General features: G+C 71.0%; 13 protein-coding genes. 5 read left to right on the forward strand and 8 right to left on the reverse strand.

The genetic code is table 11. The features are described from left to right. Positions 1–3: 3 nt before the first annotated feature. The 6 genes from OG439_RS29050 to OG439_RS29075 all read right to left on the reverse strand — a co-directional run bounded on the left by OG439_RS29050 (position 4) and on the right by OG439_RS29075 (position 7,341). Complete coding sequence (locus tag OG439_RS29050) at positions 4–1,062, reverse strand: LacI family DNA-binding transcriptional regulator (RefSeq protein ID WP_326943978.1); 1,059 nt, start codon at positions 1,060–1,062, stop codon at positions 4–6. A gap of 57 nt (positions 1,063–1,119) precedes the next feature. Further along, a complete protein-coding gene (locus OG439_RS29055) occupies positions 1,120–2,742 on the reverse strand; it encodes an FAD-dependent oxidoreductase (protein ID WP_326943979.1) in 1,623 nt (540 codons plus the stop codon). A 168-nt stretch (positions 2,743–2,910) separates the two neighbouring features. Beyond that, positions 2,911–4,062, reverse strand: coding sequence for a 4-hydroxybenzoate 3-monooxygenase (locus OG439_RS29060; RefSeq protein ID WP_326943980.1), 1,152 nt, complete (start codon positions 4,060–4,062; stop codon positions 2,911–2,913). 72 nt (positions 4,063–4,134) lie between these two features. Next, the gene (locus tag OG439_RS29065) at positions 4,135–4,878 is read right to left on the reverse strand and encodes an IclR family transcriptional regulator (protein WP_326951640.1); all 744 of its coding nucleotides are present in this window, start codon (positions 4,876–4,878) and stop codon (positions 4,135–4,137) included. A 48-nt stretch (positions 4,879–4,926) separates the two neighbouring features. Then, on the reverse strand, positions 4,927–6,702 hold the full coding sequence (locus OG439_RS29070; RefSeq protein WP_326943981.1) for a chitinase: 1,776 nt from the start codon (positions 6,700–6,702) through the stop codon (positions 4,927–4,929). A gap of 81 nt (positions 6,703–6,783) precedes the next feature. Next, positions 6,784–7,341, reverse strand: a complete 558-nt coding sequence (locus OG439_RS29075) for an AAA family ATPase (RefSeq protein ID WP_326943982.1) — start codon at positions 7,339–7,341, stop codon at positions 6,784–6,786. A 295-nt stretch (positions 7,342–7,636) separates the two neighbouring features. Between OG439_RS29075 and OG439_RS29080 the strand changes: the two genes are divergently transcribed. Continuing rightward, positions 7,637–8,059, forward strand: a complete 423-nt coding sequence (locus OG439_RS29080) for a hypothetical protein (RefSeq protein WP_326943983.1) — start codon at positions 7,637–7,639, stop codon at positions 8,057–8,059. Here OG439_RS29080 and OG439_RS29085 read toward each other — a convergent pair. After that, on the reverse strand, positions 8,037–9,773 hold the full coding sequence (locus OG439_RS29085; protein ID WP_326943984.1) for a serine/threonine-protein kinase: 1,737 nt from the start codon (positions 9,771–9,773) through the stop codon (positions 8,037–8,039). The two genes, OG439_RS29080 and OG439_RS29085, sit on opposite strands and share 23 nt — an antisense overlap. Further along, complete coding sequence (locus OG439_RS29090) at positions 9,770–10,573, reverse strand: hypothetical protein (RefSeq protein ID WP_247056774.1); 804 nt, start codon at positions 10,571–10,573, stop codon at positions 9,770–9,772. Before OG439_RS29090 ends, OG439_RS29085 begins: the two co-directional genes overlap by 4 nt. A gap of 74 nt (positions 10,574–10,647) precedes the next feature. On the opposite strand from OG439_RS29090, the gene OG439_RS29095 reads away from it, so the two are divergent. The 4 genes from OG439_RS29095 (at position 10,648) to OG439_RS29110 (ending at position 16,331) form a co-directional block, all read left to right on the forward strand. Next, the gene (locus OG439_RS29095) at positions 10,648–11,550 is read left to right on the forward strand and encodes a hypothetical protein (protein ID WP_326943985.1); all 903 of its coding nucleotides are present in this window, start codon (positions 10,648–10,650) and stop codon (positions 11,548–11,550) included. 465 nt (positions 11,551–12,015) lie between these two features. Next, positions 12,016–13,173, forward strand: coding sequence for an EfeM/EfeO family lipoprotein (locus OG439_RS29100; protein ID WP_326951641.1), 1,158 nt, complete (start codon positions 12,016–12,018; stop codon positions 13,171–13,173). Positions 13,174–13,509: 336 nt separating this feature from the next. Further along, positions 13,510–14,667, forward strand: coding sequence for a Dyp-type peroxidase (locus OG439_RS29105; protein WP_326951642.1), 1,158 nt, complete (start codon positions 13,510–13,512; stop codon positions 14,665–14,667). Positions 14,668–14,708: 41 nt separating this feature from the next. Beyond that, a complete protein-coding gene (locus tag OG439_RS29110) occupies positions 14,709–16,331 on the forward strand; it encodes a phospholipase C (protein WP_326943986.1) in 1,623 nt (540 codons plus the stop codon). Positions 16,332–16,487 lie beyond the last annotated feature (156 nt).

Raw genomic sequence — 16,487 nt, forward strand, 5'->3', positions numbered from 1 at the left:
CGCCTAGTTCTGAGTGTGCACTGTGGAGGGTGCCGCCGCGGTGGCACCCTCGTGGAACGTGCACGGCAGCAGCAGCTGCCGGGGCTTCGGATCCGCGAGCAGCTCGACCAGGACGCGCACCGCGTGCGCGCCCATCTCGTGCCGCGGGATGCGGAACATCGACCAGTCGGTGGCCGTGCTCGGCACCGCGTGCGCCGCCGGCTGCTGCGACGGGTCGGCGTCGCCCAGCACGACGAGGGAAAGGTCGTCGGGCACGGCCAGGCCGAGGTCGTGCGCGCACGCCAGGATGCCGTCGGCCATCGCCGAGCTCTCGACGAGCAGCGCGGTGACGCCTTCGTCGAGCGCCTGCCGCAGCGCGAGCGCCGGGTCGTCGGCGAGGAACACCAGCGGCGGCCGGCGGTGCTTGCGCGCCGCCGCGTCGTAACCGGTGCGCCGGTCGAGCGTCGGCTCGTTCTCCTCGGTGACGCTCAGCAGGCCGATCTTGCGGTGCCCGAGCTGCCACAGCCACTCGTGCACCTCACGGGTGGCCGCGACGTAGTCGGCGCCGACGTAGCTGATCGGCCCGGTCGGCGACTCGCGGCGGCCGACGAACACGAACGGGAACTGCTCCTCGACGAGCTGCGCGAGCTCCTGCGGGTCGTTGTGCCGGCCGAGCAGGACCGAGCCGTCGGCGATGCGCAGCCGGTTCGTGCCCTGGTCGTAGATGCGGCGGCGCCCGTCGCGGCGGCCACCGCTGGTGAACAGCAGCAGGTCGAAGCCCTGCGCCTCGGCCTCCTCCTCGATGCCGAGCAGGAACGGGCGGTAGAAGTCGGCCACGCCGGACGGGAACACCGACTCGTAGGTGAACACGCCGAGGATCTGGTTGGACTTGCCGCGCAGCCGCCGGCCCATGATGTCCACGGTGTACCCGGTCTCGCGGAGCACCTGCTGCACGCGTTCGCGGGTCTCCGGCGTGATGCGCAGGCTGTCGGAGCCGTTCAGGACCATCGAGACGACGGCCTGCGAGACGCCGGCCAGGCGTGCCACCTGGGCCTGCGTGACCCGGCCCGAACCCGCCGTCATCGATGACTCCCTCCAGCGCGACTGCCGCGGACAATCGGCACAGTACAGGCGGCACTTTCAGTACCCCCGCACTTCCGGCCACCGGCGCTCCACCCCGGCGGCGTCCAGCTCGCGCGCGAACTCCTCGAAGAGCCGGCCGTCGGCCTGGACGGCCCGCGGCTCGACACCCTCGCGCACGGCGAACGCGGCGAGCAGCCCGGCGACCTCGCCGATGTTCCACTCGACCGGGTGCAGCCGGAAGCAGCCGTTGGTGATGTGCGTGGTGCCGACGTTCTTGGACGCGGGCAGCAGGTTGCGCACCCGGACGGGCACCAGCGCACCGAGCGGGATCTCGTACGGCACGCTCGCGACGTCGACGTAGTTGTCCCCGCCGGTCGACGGGTGCAGGTCGATCCGGTAGCTCCCGACCCCGACGGCGTCCGCGCGCCGCACCCGGCCGTCGACGCCGAGGATCTCCGCCGAGACGTCGTGCTCGGTGACGGTGGTGACGGCCTTGATCCGCCGCGCTTCGCGGACGTACGCCGACTTCGCGAGGCCGTCGTCGGTGCCGGTGACGTCGTGACGCAGCCGCAGGCCGGGGAAGCCGGTGCCGCCGTCCGCGCGGGGCGCTTCGGTCTGCAGCCAGTACAGGACGGACAGGCTCAGCTGCTTGGCTTCGTGGTGCGCCTCTTTGACGACGGCTTCGTCCGCGTGCCCGGGGATGGTGAGCGCGGGCTTGAGCCAGTAGTCGTTGAGCGGCCAATTGACCAGGGTGATGTCGGAGTCGAAGGCGCCGTCGGCGTGCAGGCCGCGGGCGAGGATGCGCCGGAACGCCCAGAGTTCCTTGTCCCCCGCATCGGCGCTCTGGTCGGCGCTGACGGCGAGGGGGTCGCCGGCCGGGTTCGGCACGAAGGCGCGTTTCACGGGCTCGAGCGTGCGGGGGTCGGGGGCGACGAAGCCGAGCAGCGGGCCGGGCCAGAAGTCGGGCTGGTAGTCGCGCCAGAAGCCGTACATCTCGGGCCGGTCGATGACGTGGTGCTCGCCCTCGTGGTGCGAAACGGCGAAGCAGTAGGTGATCCCCTGCAGGTTGGCGGGATCGGCGACCGCCGGGGCGTGGGGCTCGTCGTGCTCGGATTGCGCTTCGGCCCCGGTGACGTGCTCGGTGCCGGTGAGCGGCAGGAGGTCGCCGTCCTCGGTGGCGTCGAGGACGTACCGCGCTTTGACGGTGACGCGCTCCCCGTCGCGGCCTTCGAGGGTGACGGCGTCGACGCGATCGCCGCTGGTCACGGCGTCGACCGGCCGATGTTCGAGGAGCACGCGGATCCGCCCGGCGCTGCGGTGCGGCGCGAGCAGGCTCTCGACGACGGCGAGCGCGACGCGCGGTTCGTGGCAGAGCTTGCTCACCTTCCCGGCGCCGGGGTTCAGCTCGGCCAGGGCGGCGGCTTCGGCGCGCAGCGGGTAGTGGCGCCGGTAGTAGCCGCGGATGCCTTCGCGCAGCTCACGGTAGGTGCGGGTGGACCCGAACCGTTCGATCCACGGGTTCTCGTCGGGCGGCACGGCCTGCGCGGTCAGCTGCCCGCCGAGCCAGTCGGTCGCCTCGGTGAGCACCACGCGCCGCCCGGCCTTGGCCGCCGCCAGCGCGGCGGCGACCCCGCCGAGCCCGCCGCCGACGACCAGAATCTCCGTGTCCAGTTCCCTCATGAGCCTTCCCGCATCTCGCCACACTGCCGGAGTAATACGAATTACTACCGGCGTATGGTGCGCGAGGGACAGGCCTGAAGTCAAGAGTGTGGGTCTGCCGCGGCTTGTCGTGAGTGTTTAGGGCGGTTAGAACCGCCCTAAACACTCACGACCGGCTGCGGCAGAGAGCTAGAGCGGCAGGCCCGCGTAGTTGTTCGCCAGCTCGGTGGCCGCGGCTTCCGACGTCACCGTCCGCTGGAGCTGGGACAGCTGGAGCTGCGCGTCGAAGTCGTCGCCGTGGCGGTGCAGCATCGACGTCATCCACCACGAGAAGTGCGTGCAGCGCCAGACCCGCTGCAACGCCGTCGCCGAATAGGCGTCGACGAGGCTGCCGTCGCCCCGGAACGAAGCCGTGAGGGCCGTGGAAAGCAGGGCGACGTCGGCCACCGCGAGGTTCAGGCCCTTGGCGCCCGTCGGCGGGACGATGTGGGCCGCATCCCCGGCCAGGTAAAGGTTTCCGTGCCGCATCGGGGTCGTCACGAAGCTGCGCATCGGCAGCACGCTCTTCTCCGTGATCGGTCCCGTCCGCAACGTCCAGCCCGGGACGCCCAGCCGTTCCGACAGCGCCGTCCAGATGCGGTCGTCGCCCCACCGCGCGATGTCCTCGTCCGGCGCCACCTGCAGGTAGAACCGGCTGACGTGCGGCGAGCGCATGCTGTGCATGGCGAACCCGTCCGGGTGCCAGGCGTAGATCAGCTCGTCGGTCGACGGCGCGACGTCGGCCAGCACCCCCAGCCACGCGAACGGGTACGTCCGCTCCCAGACCTTCTGCTGCGGCATGAACTCCCGGCTGGGCCCGTGAAAACCGTCGCAGCCGACGACGACGTCCGCGTCGATCCGCTGCGCGCGCCCGTCACCATCCACAAAGGACACTGACGGCGAGCCGATGACGTCGTGCAGCTCGACGTCGGAGACGGAGTAGAACGCCGGCCGCCCGGCCTTTTCCCGCGCCGCCATCAGGTCCTTGGTCACCTCGGTTTGGCCGTAGACCGTCACCGACCGGCCGGTGAGGTCGACGAAGTCCAGGTGGTGCCGGTTACCCGGCCACTGGAGGTGGATCCCGCGGTGCTCCATGCCCTCGGCGTCGAGCCGGTCGCCGAGGCCGGTGTTCCGGAGCAGCTCGACCGTGCCGGCTTCGAGGATGCCCGCGCGGATGCGCGCCTGGACGTACTCCGCGGTCTGCCGTTCGAGCAGCACCGAGTCGATGCCCTCGAGGCCGAGCAGGTGGGACAGCAGCAGCCCGGCCGGGCCGGCGCCGACGATGGCGACCTGGGTGCGCACGCGGAACGTCCTTTCGACGGCTGAACCCCGAGGATGACGCCGAGAGCACGCGTCACACCAGGCCATTCTCATTCATTGAGAGATTGTCCGCGAAATACCGCGCGCCGCGGCGAGCAGGGCCGGGATCTGCATCCGGGCGTTCCGGCCGGTGGGCACGATCACCGACAGCGCCGCGACGACGTCGCCGGCCGGCCCGCGCAGCGGCACGGCGATGCCGGTCGTCTCCTCGTCGATGAAGCCCGCGCAGTACGCGTAGCCGTCGCGCCGGACGTCGGCGAGGAACCGCCGCAGCCGCGCGGGCTCGGTGAGCGTGGTGCGGCGGTACGCCGGAAGCGGCCCGGCCAGCACCTCTTCCCGCAGCTCGGCGGGGGCGTGGGCGAGCAGCACGAGCCCGGACGACGACGCGTGCAGCGGCAGCCGCCCGGCCACCCGCGTCACGTTGACAACCGCGCCGGGCGCCGAAAGCCGCTCGACGAACAGCACCTCGCGGTCCTCCAGCACCGCGAGCTGGGTGTGGTGCCCGACGACGGCGTGCAGGTCCTCCATGAACGGCAGCGCCGCTTCGCGCAGCCCGAGCGTCGGCGACGCGCGCGACGCCAGCTCCCACAATCGGACACCCACCCGGACCTGCCGGTCGGGGTCACGCCGCAGCCAGCCGTGCCCGACCAACTCGTCGATCAGCCTCGACGCCGTCGCGACGTGCAGGCCCGCGCGCCGCGCGACGTCGGACACGCGCAGCGCCGGCGTGTCCGGCCCGAACGTCTCGAAGACGCGAACGACGCGCGAAATCACGGACTCGCCGTGGGCCGGTCTCACCACGTCAGGCAGTGTGCCCCACCCGGAGGCGGGGCACACCGCGACGCGTCACGGCAGGGCGTTCAGGAACGGCTCGTGGCTGTTCTGGAACTCCCAGTTGTAGTACTTGTCCCAGTTGATCGACCACGTCATCAGCCCGCGCAACGCCGGCGACGCACCGCCGCGCAGCGTGTACGAGCCGCAGCCGGTGCCCTTTGCCAGGCAGGTCACCGCCGTCTGGACGACGGACGGCGCGAGGTACCCGTTGCCGGCGCTGACCGCCGCCGGCAGCCCGACCGCGATCTGGTCCGGCCGCAGCCCCGGGAAGAACTGACCGGTGTTCGCCACGCTGAAACCGGCCTTGAGCATGTCGCCCATCGCGATCGGGAAGTCCGCCGCGCCCATGTTGTGGTACTGGTTGTCCAGGCCCATCACCGGGCCGGAGTTGTAGTCCTGGACGTGCAGCACGGTCAGCGAGTCGCGCAGCGCGTTGATCACCGGCAGGTACGCGCCGGTCCGCGCGTCACCGCCGCCCGAGCCGCCGTAGAACTGGTAGCCGACCTGGACGAAGAACGTCTCCGGCGCCATCGTCAGCACGAAACCCGCGCCGTACTTGGCTTTCAGCGACTTCAGCGCGGAGATCAGGTTGACGATCGACGGCGTCGTCGGGTAGTGGAAGTCCGTGTCGCCGGCGTTGAGCGAGAGCGAGTGGCCTTCGAAGTCGACGTCGAGGCCGTTGAGGCCGTACTTGTCGATGATCGCCGAGACGGAGCTGACGAAGGTGTCGCGCGCGGCGGTCGTGGTCAGCTGGACCTGGCCGTTCTGGCCGCCGATGGAGATCAGCACCTTCTTGCCCTGCGCCTGCTTCGCGCGGATCGCGGCGATGAAGTCGGCGTCGCTCTCGACGTTCGGGCACTCGGTGACCGAGCAGCGGTTGAAGCGGATGTCGCCGGAGGTCACCGACGTCGGCTCGCCGAAGGACAGGTCGATGATGTCCCAGGCCGCCGGGACGTCCGCCATCCGGACGTACCCGGAGCCGTTCGCGAAGCTCGCGTGCAGGTAGCCGATCAGGGAGTGCTTGGGCAGCCCCGTGTCGACGCAGCCGGTGGTGCTGCCGGTGGCCGCGGCGGTGCGCGGCGACTCGCCGGCGGTGTTGTACGCGGCGACGGTGTAGCTGTGCGTCGAGCAGGCCGTCAGCCCCGTGAGGGTGGCACTCGTTCCGGTGACGGTCGTACGGAGCGTGCTGCCTTCGTAGACGCGGTAGCCGGTGACGGTGCCCGCGCTCGCGCCCCAGCTCAGGGCGATCGAGGAGGTCGTGACGGCGCCGACCGCCGGCGCCCCGGGCGCGCCTGGGGTGCCCGGAGTGCTGCCACCGGGACCGTCGAGGACGACGTCGTCGGCGTAGTAGGTGCCCGCGCCGTACCAGCCGTGCAGGTAGAGCTGGGCCGACGTCTGGCTCGCGGTCGTGGTGAACGACAGTGAAAGCTGGTTGTAGGCGCCCGCGTTGCCCGACCAGGTCGACGCGCCGCCGGTGATGCCGAGGTAGACCGGGTTGCCGCGGACCCACGCGGACACGGTGTAGGTCGTGTTCGGCAGCACGGACACCGTCTGCGCGCACTGGGCGTAGTCGGAGCCGGCCGGGGTGGCGGCCAGCGCGTAGCCGCCGGAGTGCACCGGCGTCGTCACGGCCGTGCCACCCGAGCACGTCCAGCCCGACAGCGAGCCGGCCTCGAAACCGGGGTTGGTGAGCAGGTTGGCCGCGTCGGCGGTGCCTCCGCCGGCCACCAGGCCGGAGAGCGCCAGCGCGAGGGCGGCGAGTGCTGCGGAGAATCTGGAACGCCTCATCGGGTCCTCCAGTGGGGACGCGGTAGCACCGCGGAGAACCATATTGTCTAGACCACTGAGTGAAATGTCCAGACCAACTCGTCAGCAAGCGACCAACAGCCGGGCCACCAGGCGGGTGCGCTTCGCGCCGGCGCGGTCGACCACCTGGACGCTGCGCCAGCCGGGCGGCACCCGGGCGGCGAGCAGCTCCGCCCGCCACTTCCCGGTGCGGCGGACGTGCCGGTCGAACGAGCGCGGCCGCACCATCCGGCCCCGGCTGCGCTGGCCCGCCAGGGCCTGCTCGGCGGTGGCGTCGACGAACAGCAGCCGCATCGAACGCCCGGTCAGCCTCCCGACGACGGCGAGCAGTGCGCGGGTCGACGCCCGCGTCGAAGGCTCGTGGACGACGAGCGGCCCGTCGGCGGAGATGGCCCGCCCGACGATCCGCAGCCGGTGCCCCGCGTGCACGAGCGGCCGGTACCAGCGGTAGGGCACCGCGTCCGGCAGCACCGTCGCCAGCCGCGCCCGGACCTGGTCGGAGTCGAGCACCGGCAGCCCCTCGGCCGCGTGGCGGAGCATGGTGGTCTTGCCCGCGCCGGGCAGCCCGGCGACGACGAGCAGGTCACGCGGGCCGAGCTCGATGACGGTGGGCTCGCTCATGCCCTGACAACGCCCGGCCGAAGGTAATGGTTCCTTTACCTTCGACTCCGGACCGTGACTTCGCCGGTGACCGTCCGCACCGGGCACCCCGGCGGCGGGGCCACACCACTCCGAGGTGGGACCGGTTCTCACGTCCCGTGTCCACCGTCACCCACTCGCCTGAAAACCCATGCGTGGCACGGCATTCGACGGCCCGGAACCGCTTCGGGTGAAGATCTTCCCCACCTCTTCCCGGCGTCCGGAAAATCCCTATCTTCTGGAAGGGACGCCACGGCCAGAACAGGGGAAAGGCACCATGACCCAGTCGCTGGAACTCCCACTCCAGGAATACTGTCTCGATTGGACACTCACCGGCGACGACGGCGGCCGGGTCGAAGTCACCCTCTCCGGCCAGGTGACCCTGCTCGACAACAACCGGTTCTACAAGATCGACGGCGTCGTCTACGTCGCGCAGGGCGACGCCGACATCCGCGCGGTCGGCAACCCGCGCCTGTCCGTGCGCCGCAACGGCGTCGAGAAGTCCGGGCGCCAGTGGGGCTGGGAGATGTGCTCGGCCCGCAAGAGCCTCGGCGCGCTCAGCACGATGGAGGGCTACTTCGTCCGCACCGGCTACTGGGCGCCCGCCGACCGTTCGATCCAGCTGAGCCTGTGCGCCGAGCTCGGGTGGAGCCGGCGCAAGACCTACAGCCCGAACGTCACCGTCCGGATGATCGACTAGCCACTGATCGACTAGCCACAGTGGACTTGCGCCGGGCCGCCGCGACGACGAACCCGGCCGCGACGGCGCCCGCCACCGCGCACCCGGCGCCGAACCCCGCGGCCGGTTCGTGCACGCGCAGCACCGACACACACAGCCACACCGCGGCGCCGAACAGCACGCCGAGCACCGGCCCGGCGACCAGCGCGCCCCGCCCGCGGTGGCCGTTGCGGACGTTCCGCAGCACCGACTCCAGGTAGGCGAGCGCGAACAGCGCCAGGATGAGGCTGCCCGCGCCCATCGCGCTGGCCAGCGGGTGCTGCGAGGTGAGCAGGGTGAACGTCTGGGTGACGGTCCCGGTCTGGATGGTCGCGGTGACCGCGCCGCCGACGATCCACCGCGCCAGGCCCGGCAGCTCGAGCTGGGCGGTGAAGCCGTTGCCGGCGGCCTTCGCCGTCGTCTCGGCGGAGCCGAGCGGGATCCCGGCGGCGGTCAGGTCGAGCGCGATCCGGCCGGGGTTGCCGGGGCCGGTCACCGTCAGCGGCTTGCTCAGGTCCACCTCGACCGGCGCCGACACGGGCGCGTCGCCCAGTTTCAGCGTGGGCGACGCCTGGTGCGGCAGCCGTTCCGGGGTGAGCAGCGCGAGCACGACCAGCGCGATGAGCGCGGCGGCCGCGGCGAGCCGGAACCACAGCGTCGCCGCCGACGACGGCGTCGCTTCTTCGGGCACGGGCTGCTGCTGCGGAATGCGCGTGGCGGACAACGTCGGGTCCGGCGCGGGCCGCTGGACCGGCCGCGTCCGGGCGTCTGCCGGCGGGGCCGGCGCGGTCGGCGAGTTGAGCCCGGAGATCACCCGCGGCGTCAGGTGCAGCACCGGCACGCCGGCGCGTTCGAGCCAGCCCGGGCCGTAGACGGCGGTGGCGGCGCCGGCCAGGTCGGCCGCGAACGCCTCGGCCTCCCGGTAGCGTGACTCGGGTTCGCGGGCGAGGCTGCGCATGATCACGCCCGCGATGGGCATCGGCACCCCCGCGATCGGCCGCGGGTCGGTGAACATGTGCTGGCGCATCATGCTGATCGCGCCGCGCGTGTTGTCGAACGGCAGCTGCCGGGACAGCAGTTCGTAGAGCACCGTGCCGGCCGCGTAGACGTCGGCCGCCGGGCTCAGCGCGTTGCCCATCGCCTGCTCCGGCGCGATGTAGGCCGGGGTGCCGAGGATCTCGCCGCCGTGCGTGACGAGCGTGGCGCCTTCGCTGATGACGCGCGCGATGCCGAAGTCGGCCACCTTCATCACGCCCTGCGTGCTGAAGAGCAGGTTCCGCGGCTTGACGTCGAGGTGCAGCACACCCGCCCGGTGTGCCGCGTGCAGCCCGGCGAGCATCGCCAGGCCGATCGCGCACGCCTGCTCGCCGCTGACGCCACCGCCGTGGAACCGGCTGTGCACGGTGCCGCCGTCGAGCCGTTCCATCACCAGCAGGTGTTCGCGACCGGTGCGGACGTAGTCGTACACCGGCACGATGTGCGGGTGGTCCAGGCTGGCCAGCACGCGGGCCTCGCGGTCGAACAGCTCACTGCTCGCGGCGTGGTTGAGCACGTCCCAGGGCAGCTGCTTGATCGCGACGCTGCGGCCCAGCGTCCGGTGCGTCCCGGCGAACACGACACCCATGCCGCCTTCGCCGATCTCGGCGCCGATGTCGTACTGCGGGAGCGCGGCGATCAGGTCCGCCGGTGCGCTCATCGGCCGAGGTCCCGGGTGGCGGGCACGCGCATCCGGACGGTCTGGTCACCGACCGTTTCGTACTCGGGCTCGGGGGCCGGTTTCACCGGGTTGGGCGTCAGGTAGCCGAGCAGGAACGCGATCGCCGCGGCGCCGAGCACCACCGGGATCTCGATCGCCGGTTCCGGCGGGACCAGCCGCAGCACGGACAGCGTGATCACCGCGACCAGGCCGGTGCCGAACCCGGCGGGCAGGAACCGCAGGCCGCGGCGCCAGCGGTTGGCGGCCAGGCGGTGGCGGGCCAGCGCGAGCAGCGCCGTCAGCCAGGCCAGGATCGTGAGCACGAGCATCGCCAGGCCGAAGACGCCGTAGACCGACCAGAACGAGCCCCGGACGTCGGCGACCGTGGTCGCCTCGCCGAGCGTCACGCGCCCGGCGTCGAGCAGCTCGACCGACGACGGCAGCAGCCCCGTCGCCTGCCCGGACAGGTCGCCGAGGTCGAGCACGAACGTCCGCGTCGCGCTGCCGCGCGCCGGCACCTCGAACGGCGCCGTCGTGTCGTAGGCGAAGAAGGTGAGCGCGAGGGCGACGCCGGACACCCGCACGCTGCGGACCTTCACCGGCGCGTTGCCGGTGTTGGTGGCCACGACCTCGAGCTTGACCTGGCTCGCCGGGTCGATCGGCACGGTGGCGTCCGCGATCGGCCGATCGTCGATCGACACCTGCAGTCCGAGCGAACCCGACTCCGCCGAGGCGGCCGGTGCGCCGAGCAGCACCGCGCACAAACCCAACGCAACCCCCGCCGCGATGACACGTCCCATTGGGCATCCCCTACTTGCGTAATCCAGTTGGTCCGGGATGCTACAGCGAGCACACACCTGGGGAGGACGTTCCGATGCGTTACGTGGTTCGGTTGTTTTTCGGCGCGGTGACCGGAGCGTTGCTCCTGGTCGTGTTCGCGTCCAACGCCAACGCACAATACACTTCTTCGGTTGGTTTGAAACCGTCGAGCGGACCGGCCGGAAGCTCGTTCACCATTTCCTGGAGTTTCTACCCCTGCAAAGGCGCGGTCACCTTTTCCTGGAACGGCACGCCGATGTGGTCGACCCCGGCCACCCTGCAGACCACGAGCGGCACGGTCGCGGCCAAGGTGCCCGGCGGCGCGCAGCCCGGCACCTACCCCGTCACCGGCACGTGCACCAACGCCCGCACCGGCGGGCCGTTGAGCGCGGGCAGCCGGTTCACCGTGACCGGCACGACCACCACGACCCCGCCACCACCACCGACCACGACACCGGTCACGCCGCCGCCCGTGACAACCAAGCCCTCGAAGCCCGGGACCCCCACCACGACCCCGCCAACGACGACCACTACCCCGCCCACGACCACGACCACCAGCGCACCGCCGACGTCAACGACGCCGACCACGCCCGGCGCCCCGACGACCACCAGCACCACGCCGAAGCCGGGCGAGCTGGTCCTGGATCGGCCAAGCGTTCAGCCGGGCGACGAGCTGTCGGCGTCCGGGAGGGGCTGCGAGCCCGGCCGGATGGTGACGCTGATGGCCGACGGCGCCGAGGTCGGCTCCGCCTACACCGACAGCACCGGCGCCTTCACCGCACCGGTCCAGTTCACCCGGATCGAGGCGGGCCCGCACACGGTGGTCGCCGAATGCGGAGTGCGGCTGACGGGCACGGTCGACCAGGTCGTGACCCGCTCGTCCGGCGGGCAGACGAGCACCCTCGTGATCCTGGTGTTCTTCGTACTGGCCGGCATCGCAGTGATCCGCTTCCCGTAAACGCCCGGCAGTTGTTTCCTTCAAGACGGGAAAGGCTCGCCGATGGCTTGAACGGAAAGCGAGTGGTTCCGAACAGGTCGTCCGCGAATCCGAGCCCTACGCGGACTTTCCCGCGCCTGCACCTTTCACCCGGGAATGAGTGAAAGGCGCAGGCGTCAACACCGAAACCGCGCAGGGAAAGCCGCACGAAGGCCACGGTCACGCTGGGAACCGCAGGGCACACCGCTGCCGACGCTCCCGCAGACCGGCACCCCACTTGCGTAACCCCGACTTATCGGACCAAAACGACACAACAGGCACAGTAAAACGTCTGAATCCTCCCCTTTTCGGGAGCGTGCCGCTGAAGCCCCGGTGAATTTCCTCCTCCCGACGGCCTCCGTAGTGGTTTTACGGGCGTTAGGCTCGCATGATCCGTGACCGGGAATGGTCCGATCGAGTGACGGGAGAGCGCGCGTGCCGGGGTCAGTGCGTACCCGCTGGATCGTGGCGGTGGTCGCCCTCGCCGTCGTGGCGGGCGCGGTCGTCGCGTTCTGGCCGCGCGACGCCGAGGCGCAGGACCCGGAGATCGCCGTGTCGCGCTCGACGTGCGGCACCGGCTGGGCGGCCCCGAAGCCGGGCCCGCAGACGTTCCGCGTGCACAACACCGGCTCGGTGACCGCCGAGGTCGACCTGATCGACCCCGCCACCGGCGTGATCTACGGCGAGATCGAGGGACTGGGCCCGGCGACCACCCGGCCGCTGCAGGTCAACCTGGGCAACGGCAGCTACGCGTTCCGCTGCCTGCCCGAGGACGCGGGCGCGATCGTCGGGCCGACCGCGCAGATCAGCGGCGGAGCCGACCGGACCGGCCCGGGGGTAGCGCCGGTGACGCACAACGACCTGCTCGGCCCGCTCAAGGCGTACCAGGCACACGTCACCACCGGCCTGGGCGAGCTGGTCGCGAACACGGGCGCGCTGAAGAACGCCGTCCACGGCGGCGACCGCACGGCGAGCGAGACGGCCTGGCTGACCGCACACCTGACGTACGAGCGCCTGGGCGCCGCATACGACGCGTTCGGCGACACGGACGGCGCACTCAACGGCACCGCGGACGGCCTCCCCGGCGGCACGAGCGACGAAGGCTTCACCGGCTTCCACCGCCTGGAGTCCGGCCTCTGGCACGGCGAGGACCTGGGCGCGCTCGCCGGCGTCGCCGACCAGCTGGACACGGACGCCCACGCACTGCAGACGTCGTTCGCCGACAGCCAGGTCGACGGCAACGACCTAGCCCTGCGCGCGCACGAGATCATGGAGAACACGCTGCAGTTCGAACTGACGGGCCGCACGGACTACGGCAGCGGCACCAACCTGGCCACCGCCCGCGCCAACCTGGACGGCACCCGAGCTGTACTAGACGTCCTGCGCCCGCTCCTCACACCGCGCTACCAGCAGCTGTCCAAGCTGGACAGCTGGCTGACCCGCACACAGACAACGCTGGACGCCGCGCATCGCCCCGACGGGACCTGGACCCCGCTGGCCCAGCTGGACGTGAAGCAGCGACAGAAGCTCAACGCCGACGTGAGCGAGCTGACGGAGCTTCTGGCCCCGATAGCAGCGATAGCCGAGCCGAGGAGGGTCTCATGACCCACCAGCCTCGCTGTCCCGCGCCGCACCCCACCTCCGCGGTCCCGCCGGCGCCGACCACTGCCGGCGCCGAACCGAGGAGGGTCGTGTGACCGACCAACCTCGCCGTCCCGTCCTCGCCCGGCCGCCGGCACCGACTCACCGCCCGTGTGGAACCGGGGAGGGTCTCGTGACCGACCAACCTCGGTGTCCCGTGCCGCACTCGGCCGGTGGCCTGCCGACACCGATCACCGCCGGCGCCGAACCGAGGAGGGTCCTGTGACCGACCAGCCTCGCTGTCCCGTGCCGCACCCGGCCGGTGGCCTGCCTCGGCGTTCGTTCCTGCGCCGGGCCGCGATGGGCGCCGGCCTGACCGTGGCTGCCGGGGCCGGGCTCGGGGCGTCCGCCGCCGTCACCGACAGAACGTCGCCCGTTCCCTTTCACGGCGCCAACCAGGCCGCGATCCTGCGGCAGCCCCCGACCCAGACGGTCGTCGCCTCATTCGATGTCGTCGCGGAGTCGAAGGCCGAGCTGACCGACCTGTTCCGCGCCATCACCGACCGGACCCGGTTCCTCACCGGCGGCGGCGCGCCGGCCGCGCTCGGCATCACGGGCCCGCCCGCCGACTCCGGAGTACTCGGCCCGGTCGTGCCGGGCGGCGAACTGGGCGTGATCCTCGGCGTCGGATCGTCACTGTTCGACGACCGCTACGGCCTGGCGAAGCTCAAGCCCGCCAAGCTGAAGCCGATGACGACGTTCCCGAACGACGCCCTCGACCCGGCGCAGTGCCACGGCGACCTGAGCCTGACGCTTTCGGCGAACGCCAACGACACGGTGCTGCACGCCCTGCGCGACATCGCCCGCGCCACCCGCGGCGGCATGCAGCTGCGCTGGCGGCTGAACGGCTTCAGTTCGCCGCCGCGGCCGTCCGGCACGCCGCGGAACCTGATGGGTTTCAAGGACGGCACCGCGAACCCGGAAGGGTCCGATCTGGACAGCCTCTTGTGGACGACCGGGGCCGGCGAACCGGCGTGGGCCGCGGGCGGCAGCTACCAGGTCGTCCGGCTGATCCGGATGCTGGTGGAGTTCTGGGACCGGGTTTCACTGGCCGAGCAGGAGAACATGTTCGGCCGCCGTCGCGACACGGGCGCGCCGCTCGACGGCACCGACGAGAAGGATGTCCCTCGCTACGCCGACGACCCGATCGGCACGGTGATCCCGCTGACCAGCCACATCCGCAAGGCCAACCCGCGCACCCCCGAGACCGACAACAGCCGGATCCTGCGGCGCGCCGTGAACTACGACCGCGGCGTCGACAGCAACGGCAACCTCGACATGGGCCTGATGTTCGTCTGCTACCAGCAGGACCTGGAGCGCCAGTTCGAGGCGGTCCAGACCCGGCTGGCCGACGAGCCGCTGACCGACTACATCTCCCCGTTCGGCGGCGGCTACTTCTTCGCGCTGCCGGGCGTCACAGGCCCGGACGACCACTACGGCCGAGCATTACTGACCTGACACCGTTCCCCACCACCACGAAACACCAGGAGGAATCCGAAGTGGACACCCGACCCCGCCGGCGGCGACGCGGCCTGCTCGGCGCCGGGGCACTCGCCTCGGTCGCCGTGCTGGCCGTCGCCACCGGTTCCGCGGCGACCACCGCGGAAGCCCAGCCGCTGCACCCGTACCCGGCGCAGCGGATCCCCACCTCGACGCCGATCAAGCACGTCGTGGTCATCTTCGGCGAGAACATCGCCTTCGACCACTACTTCGGCACCTACCCGAACGCGGCGAACACGGACGGCACGCCGTTCCAGGCCGCGCGCAACACCCCGAAGGTCAACGGCCTGGACCACAAGCTGCTGACCGACAACCCGAACGCGTACAACCCGAAGCGACTCACGCACGAGCAGGCGCTGACCTGCGACCAGAACCACAACTACGGCGCGGAGCAGGCCGCCTTCAACGGCGGCAAGATGGACAAGTTCGTCGAGAAGACCGAGACGGACAAGTGCACCGGCCAGCCCGTGCTGTTCGGCGAGCCCGGCCTGGTGATGGACTACTTCGACGGCAACACCGTCACCGGCATGTGGAACTACGCGCAGCACTACTCGCTGAACGACAACTCGTTCGACGCGAACTTCGGACCGTCGACCCCGGGCGCGATCAACCTCGTCTCGGGCAACACGCACGGCGTCCAGGCCGTGAACCCGGTGACGCACGAGCCGGTCAGCGACGCCTACGCGGTCCAGTCGCCGGACGCGAACGGCGTCGGCACGATGATCAACGACCCGGACCCGGCCTGGGACGACTGCTCGGACAAGAACCACACGAGCACGGACAACCTGGCCACGATGCACGGCCGCAACGTCGGCGACCTGCTCAACCAGCGCCACGTGACGTGGGGCTGGTTCCAGGGCGGCTTCCGCCCGACCGGTTCGGCCAACGGTTACGCGGTCTGCGGCACCACGCACGCCAACATCGGCGGCGCGGCGGCGGTGGACTACAGCCCGCACCACGAGCCGTTCCAGTACTACCCGTCGACGGCTAACCCGAAGCACCTGCCGCCGTCGTCGGTCCAGGCCATCGGCCAGACGGACCGGGCGAACCACCAGTACGACATCGCGGACTTCAACGACTCCCTGCAGGCCGGCTCGATGCCCGCGGTGAGTTTCCTGAAGGCCCCGGAGTACCAGGACGGTCACGCGGGCTACTCGGACCCGCTGGACGAGCAGCAGTTCGTGGTCAGCGAAGTCAACAAGATCCAGCAGTCCCCCGACTGGCGCTCGACGGCGATCGTCCTGGCGTACGACGACTCGGACGGCTGGTACGACCACGTCTCGTCCCCGGTGATCAACGGTTCTCACGACGCTTCGCAGGACCAGGCCGTCTGCACGGCGAAGAAGACGACACTGGGCGGCTACGCGGACCGCTGCGGCTACGGCCCGCGGCTCCCCCTGATGGTGATTTCCCCGTACAGCAAGGTGAACCACGTCGACCACACACTGACGGACCAGACCTCGGTACTGAAGTTCATCGAGGACAACTGGTTCGCCGGTCGCATCGGCGACAGCTCGTACGATTCACGGGCGAACTCGATGTCCAACATGTTCAACTTCTGGTGGCCTCAGGCGTCGAAGCTGACGCTCGACCCGAAGACCGGGGCCGTGGCACATCGGTAGTTTTGGTGCTTGACGGGCTCGTGGCCAGGTTGGCCGCGAGCCCGTCTTGCTGTTCAGGGCGCGGAAGGTCGACTGCCGTGTACCTCGAATCAGTCCGGACGGTGACGTCGAAGCCGGCGAGCGACTGCTGGCGCGGTGCGGTTCGCTGGTCGGCCT

The organism is Amycolatopsis sp. NBC_01307, from assembly GCF_035975215.1.
In the GTDB taxonomy this organism is placed as follows: Bacteria; Actinomycetota; Actinomycetes; order Mycobacteriales; family Pseudonocardiaceae; genus Amycolatopsis.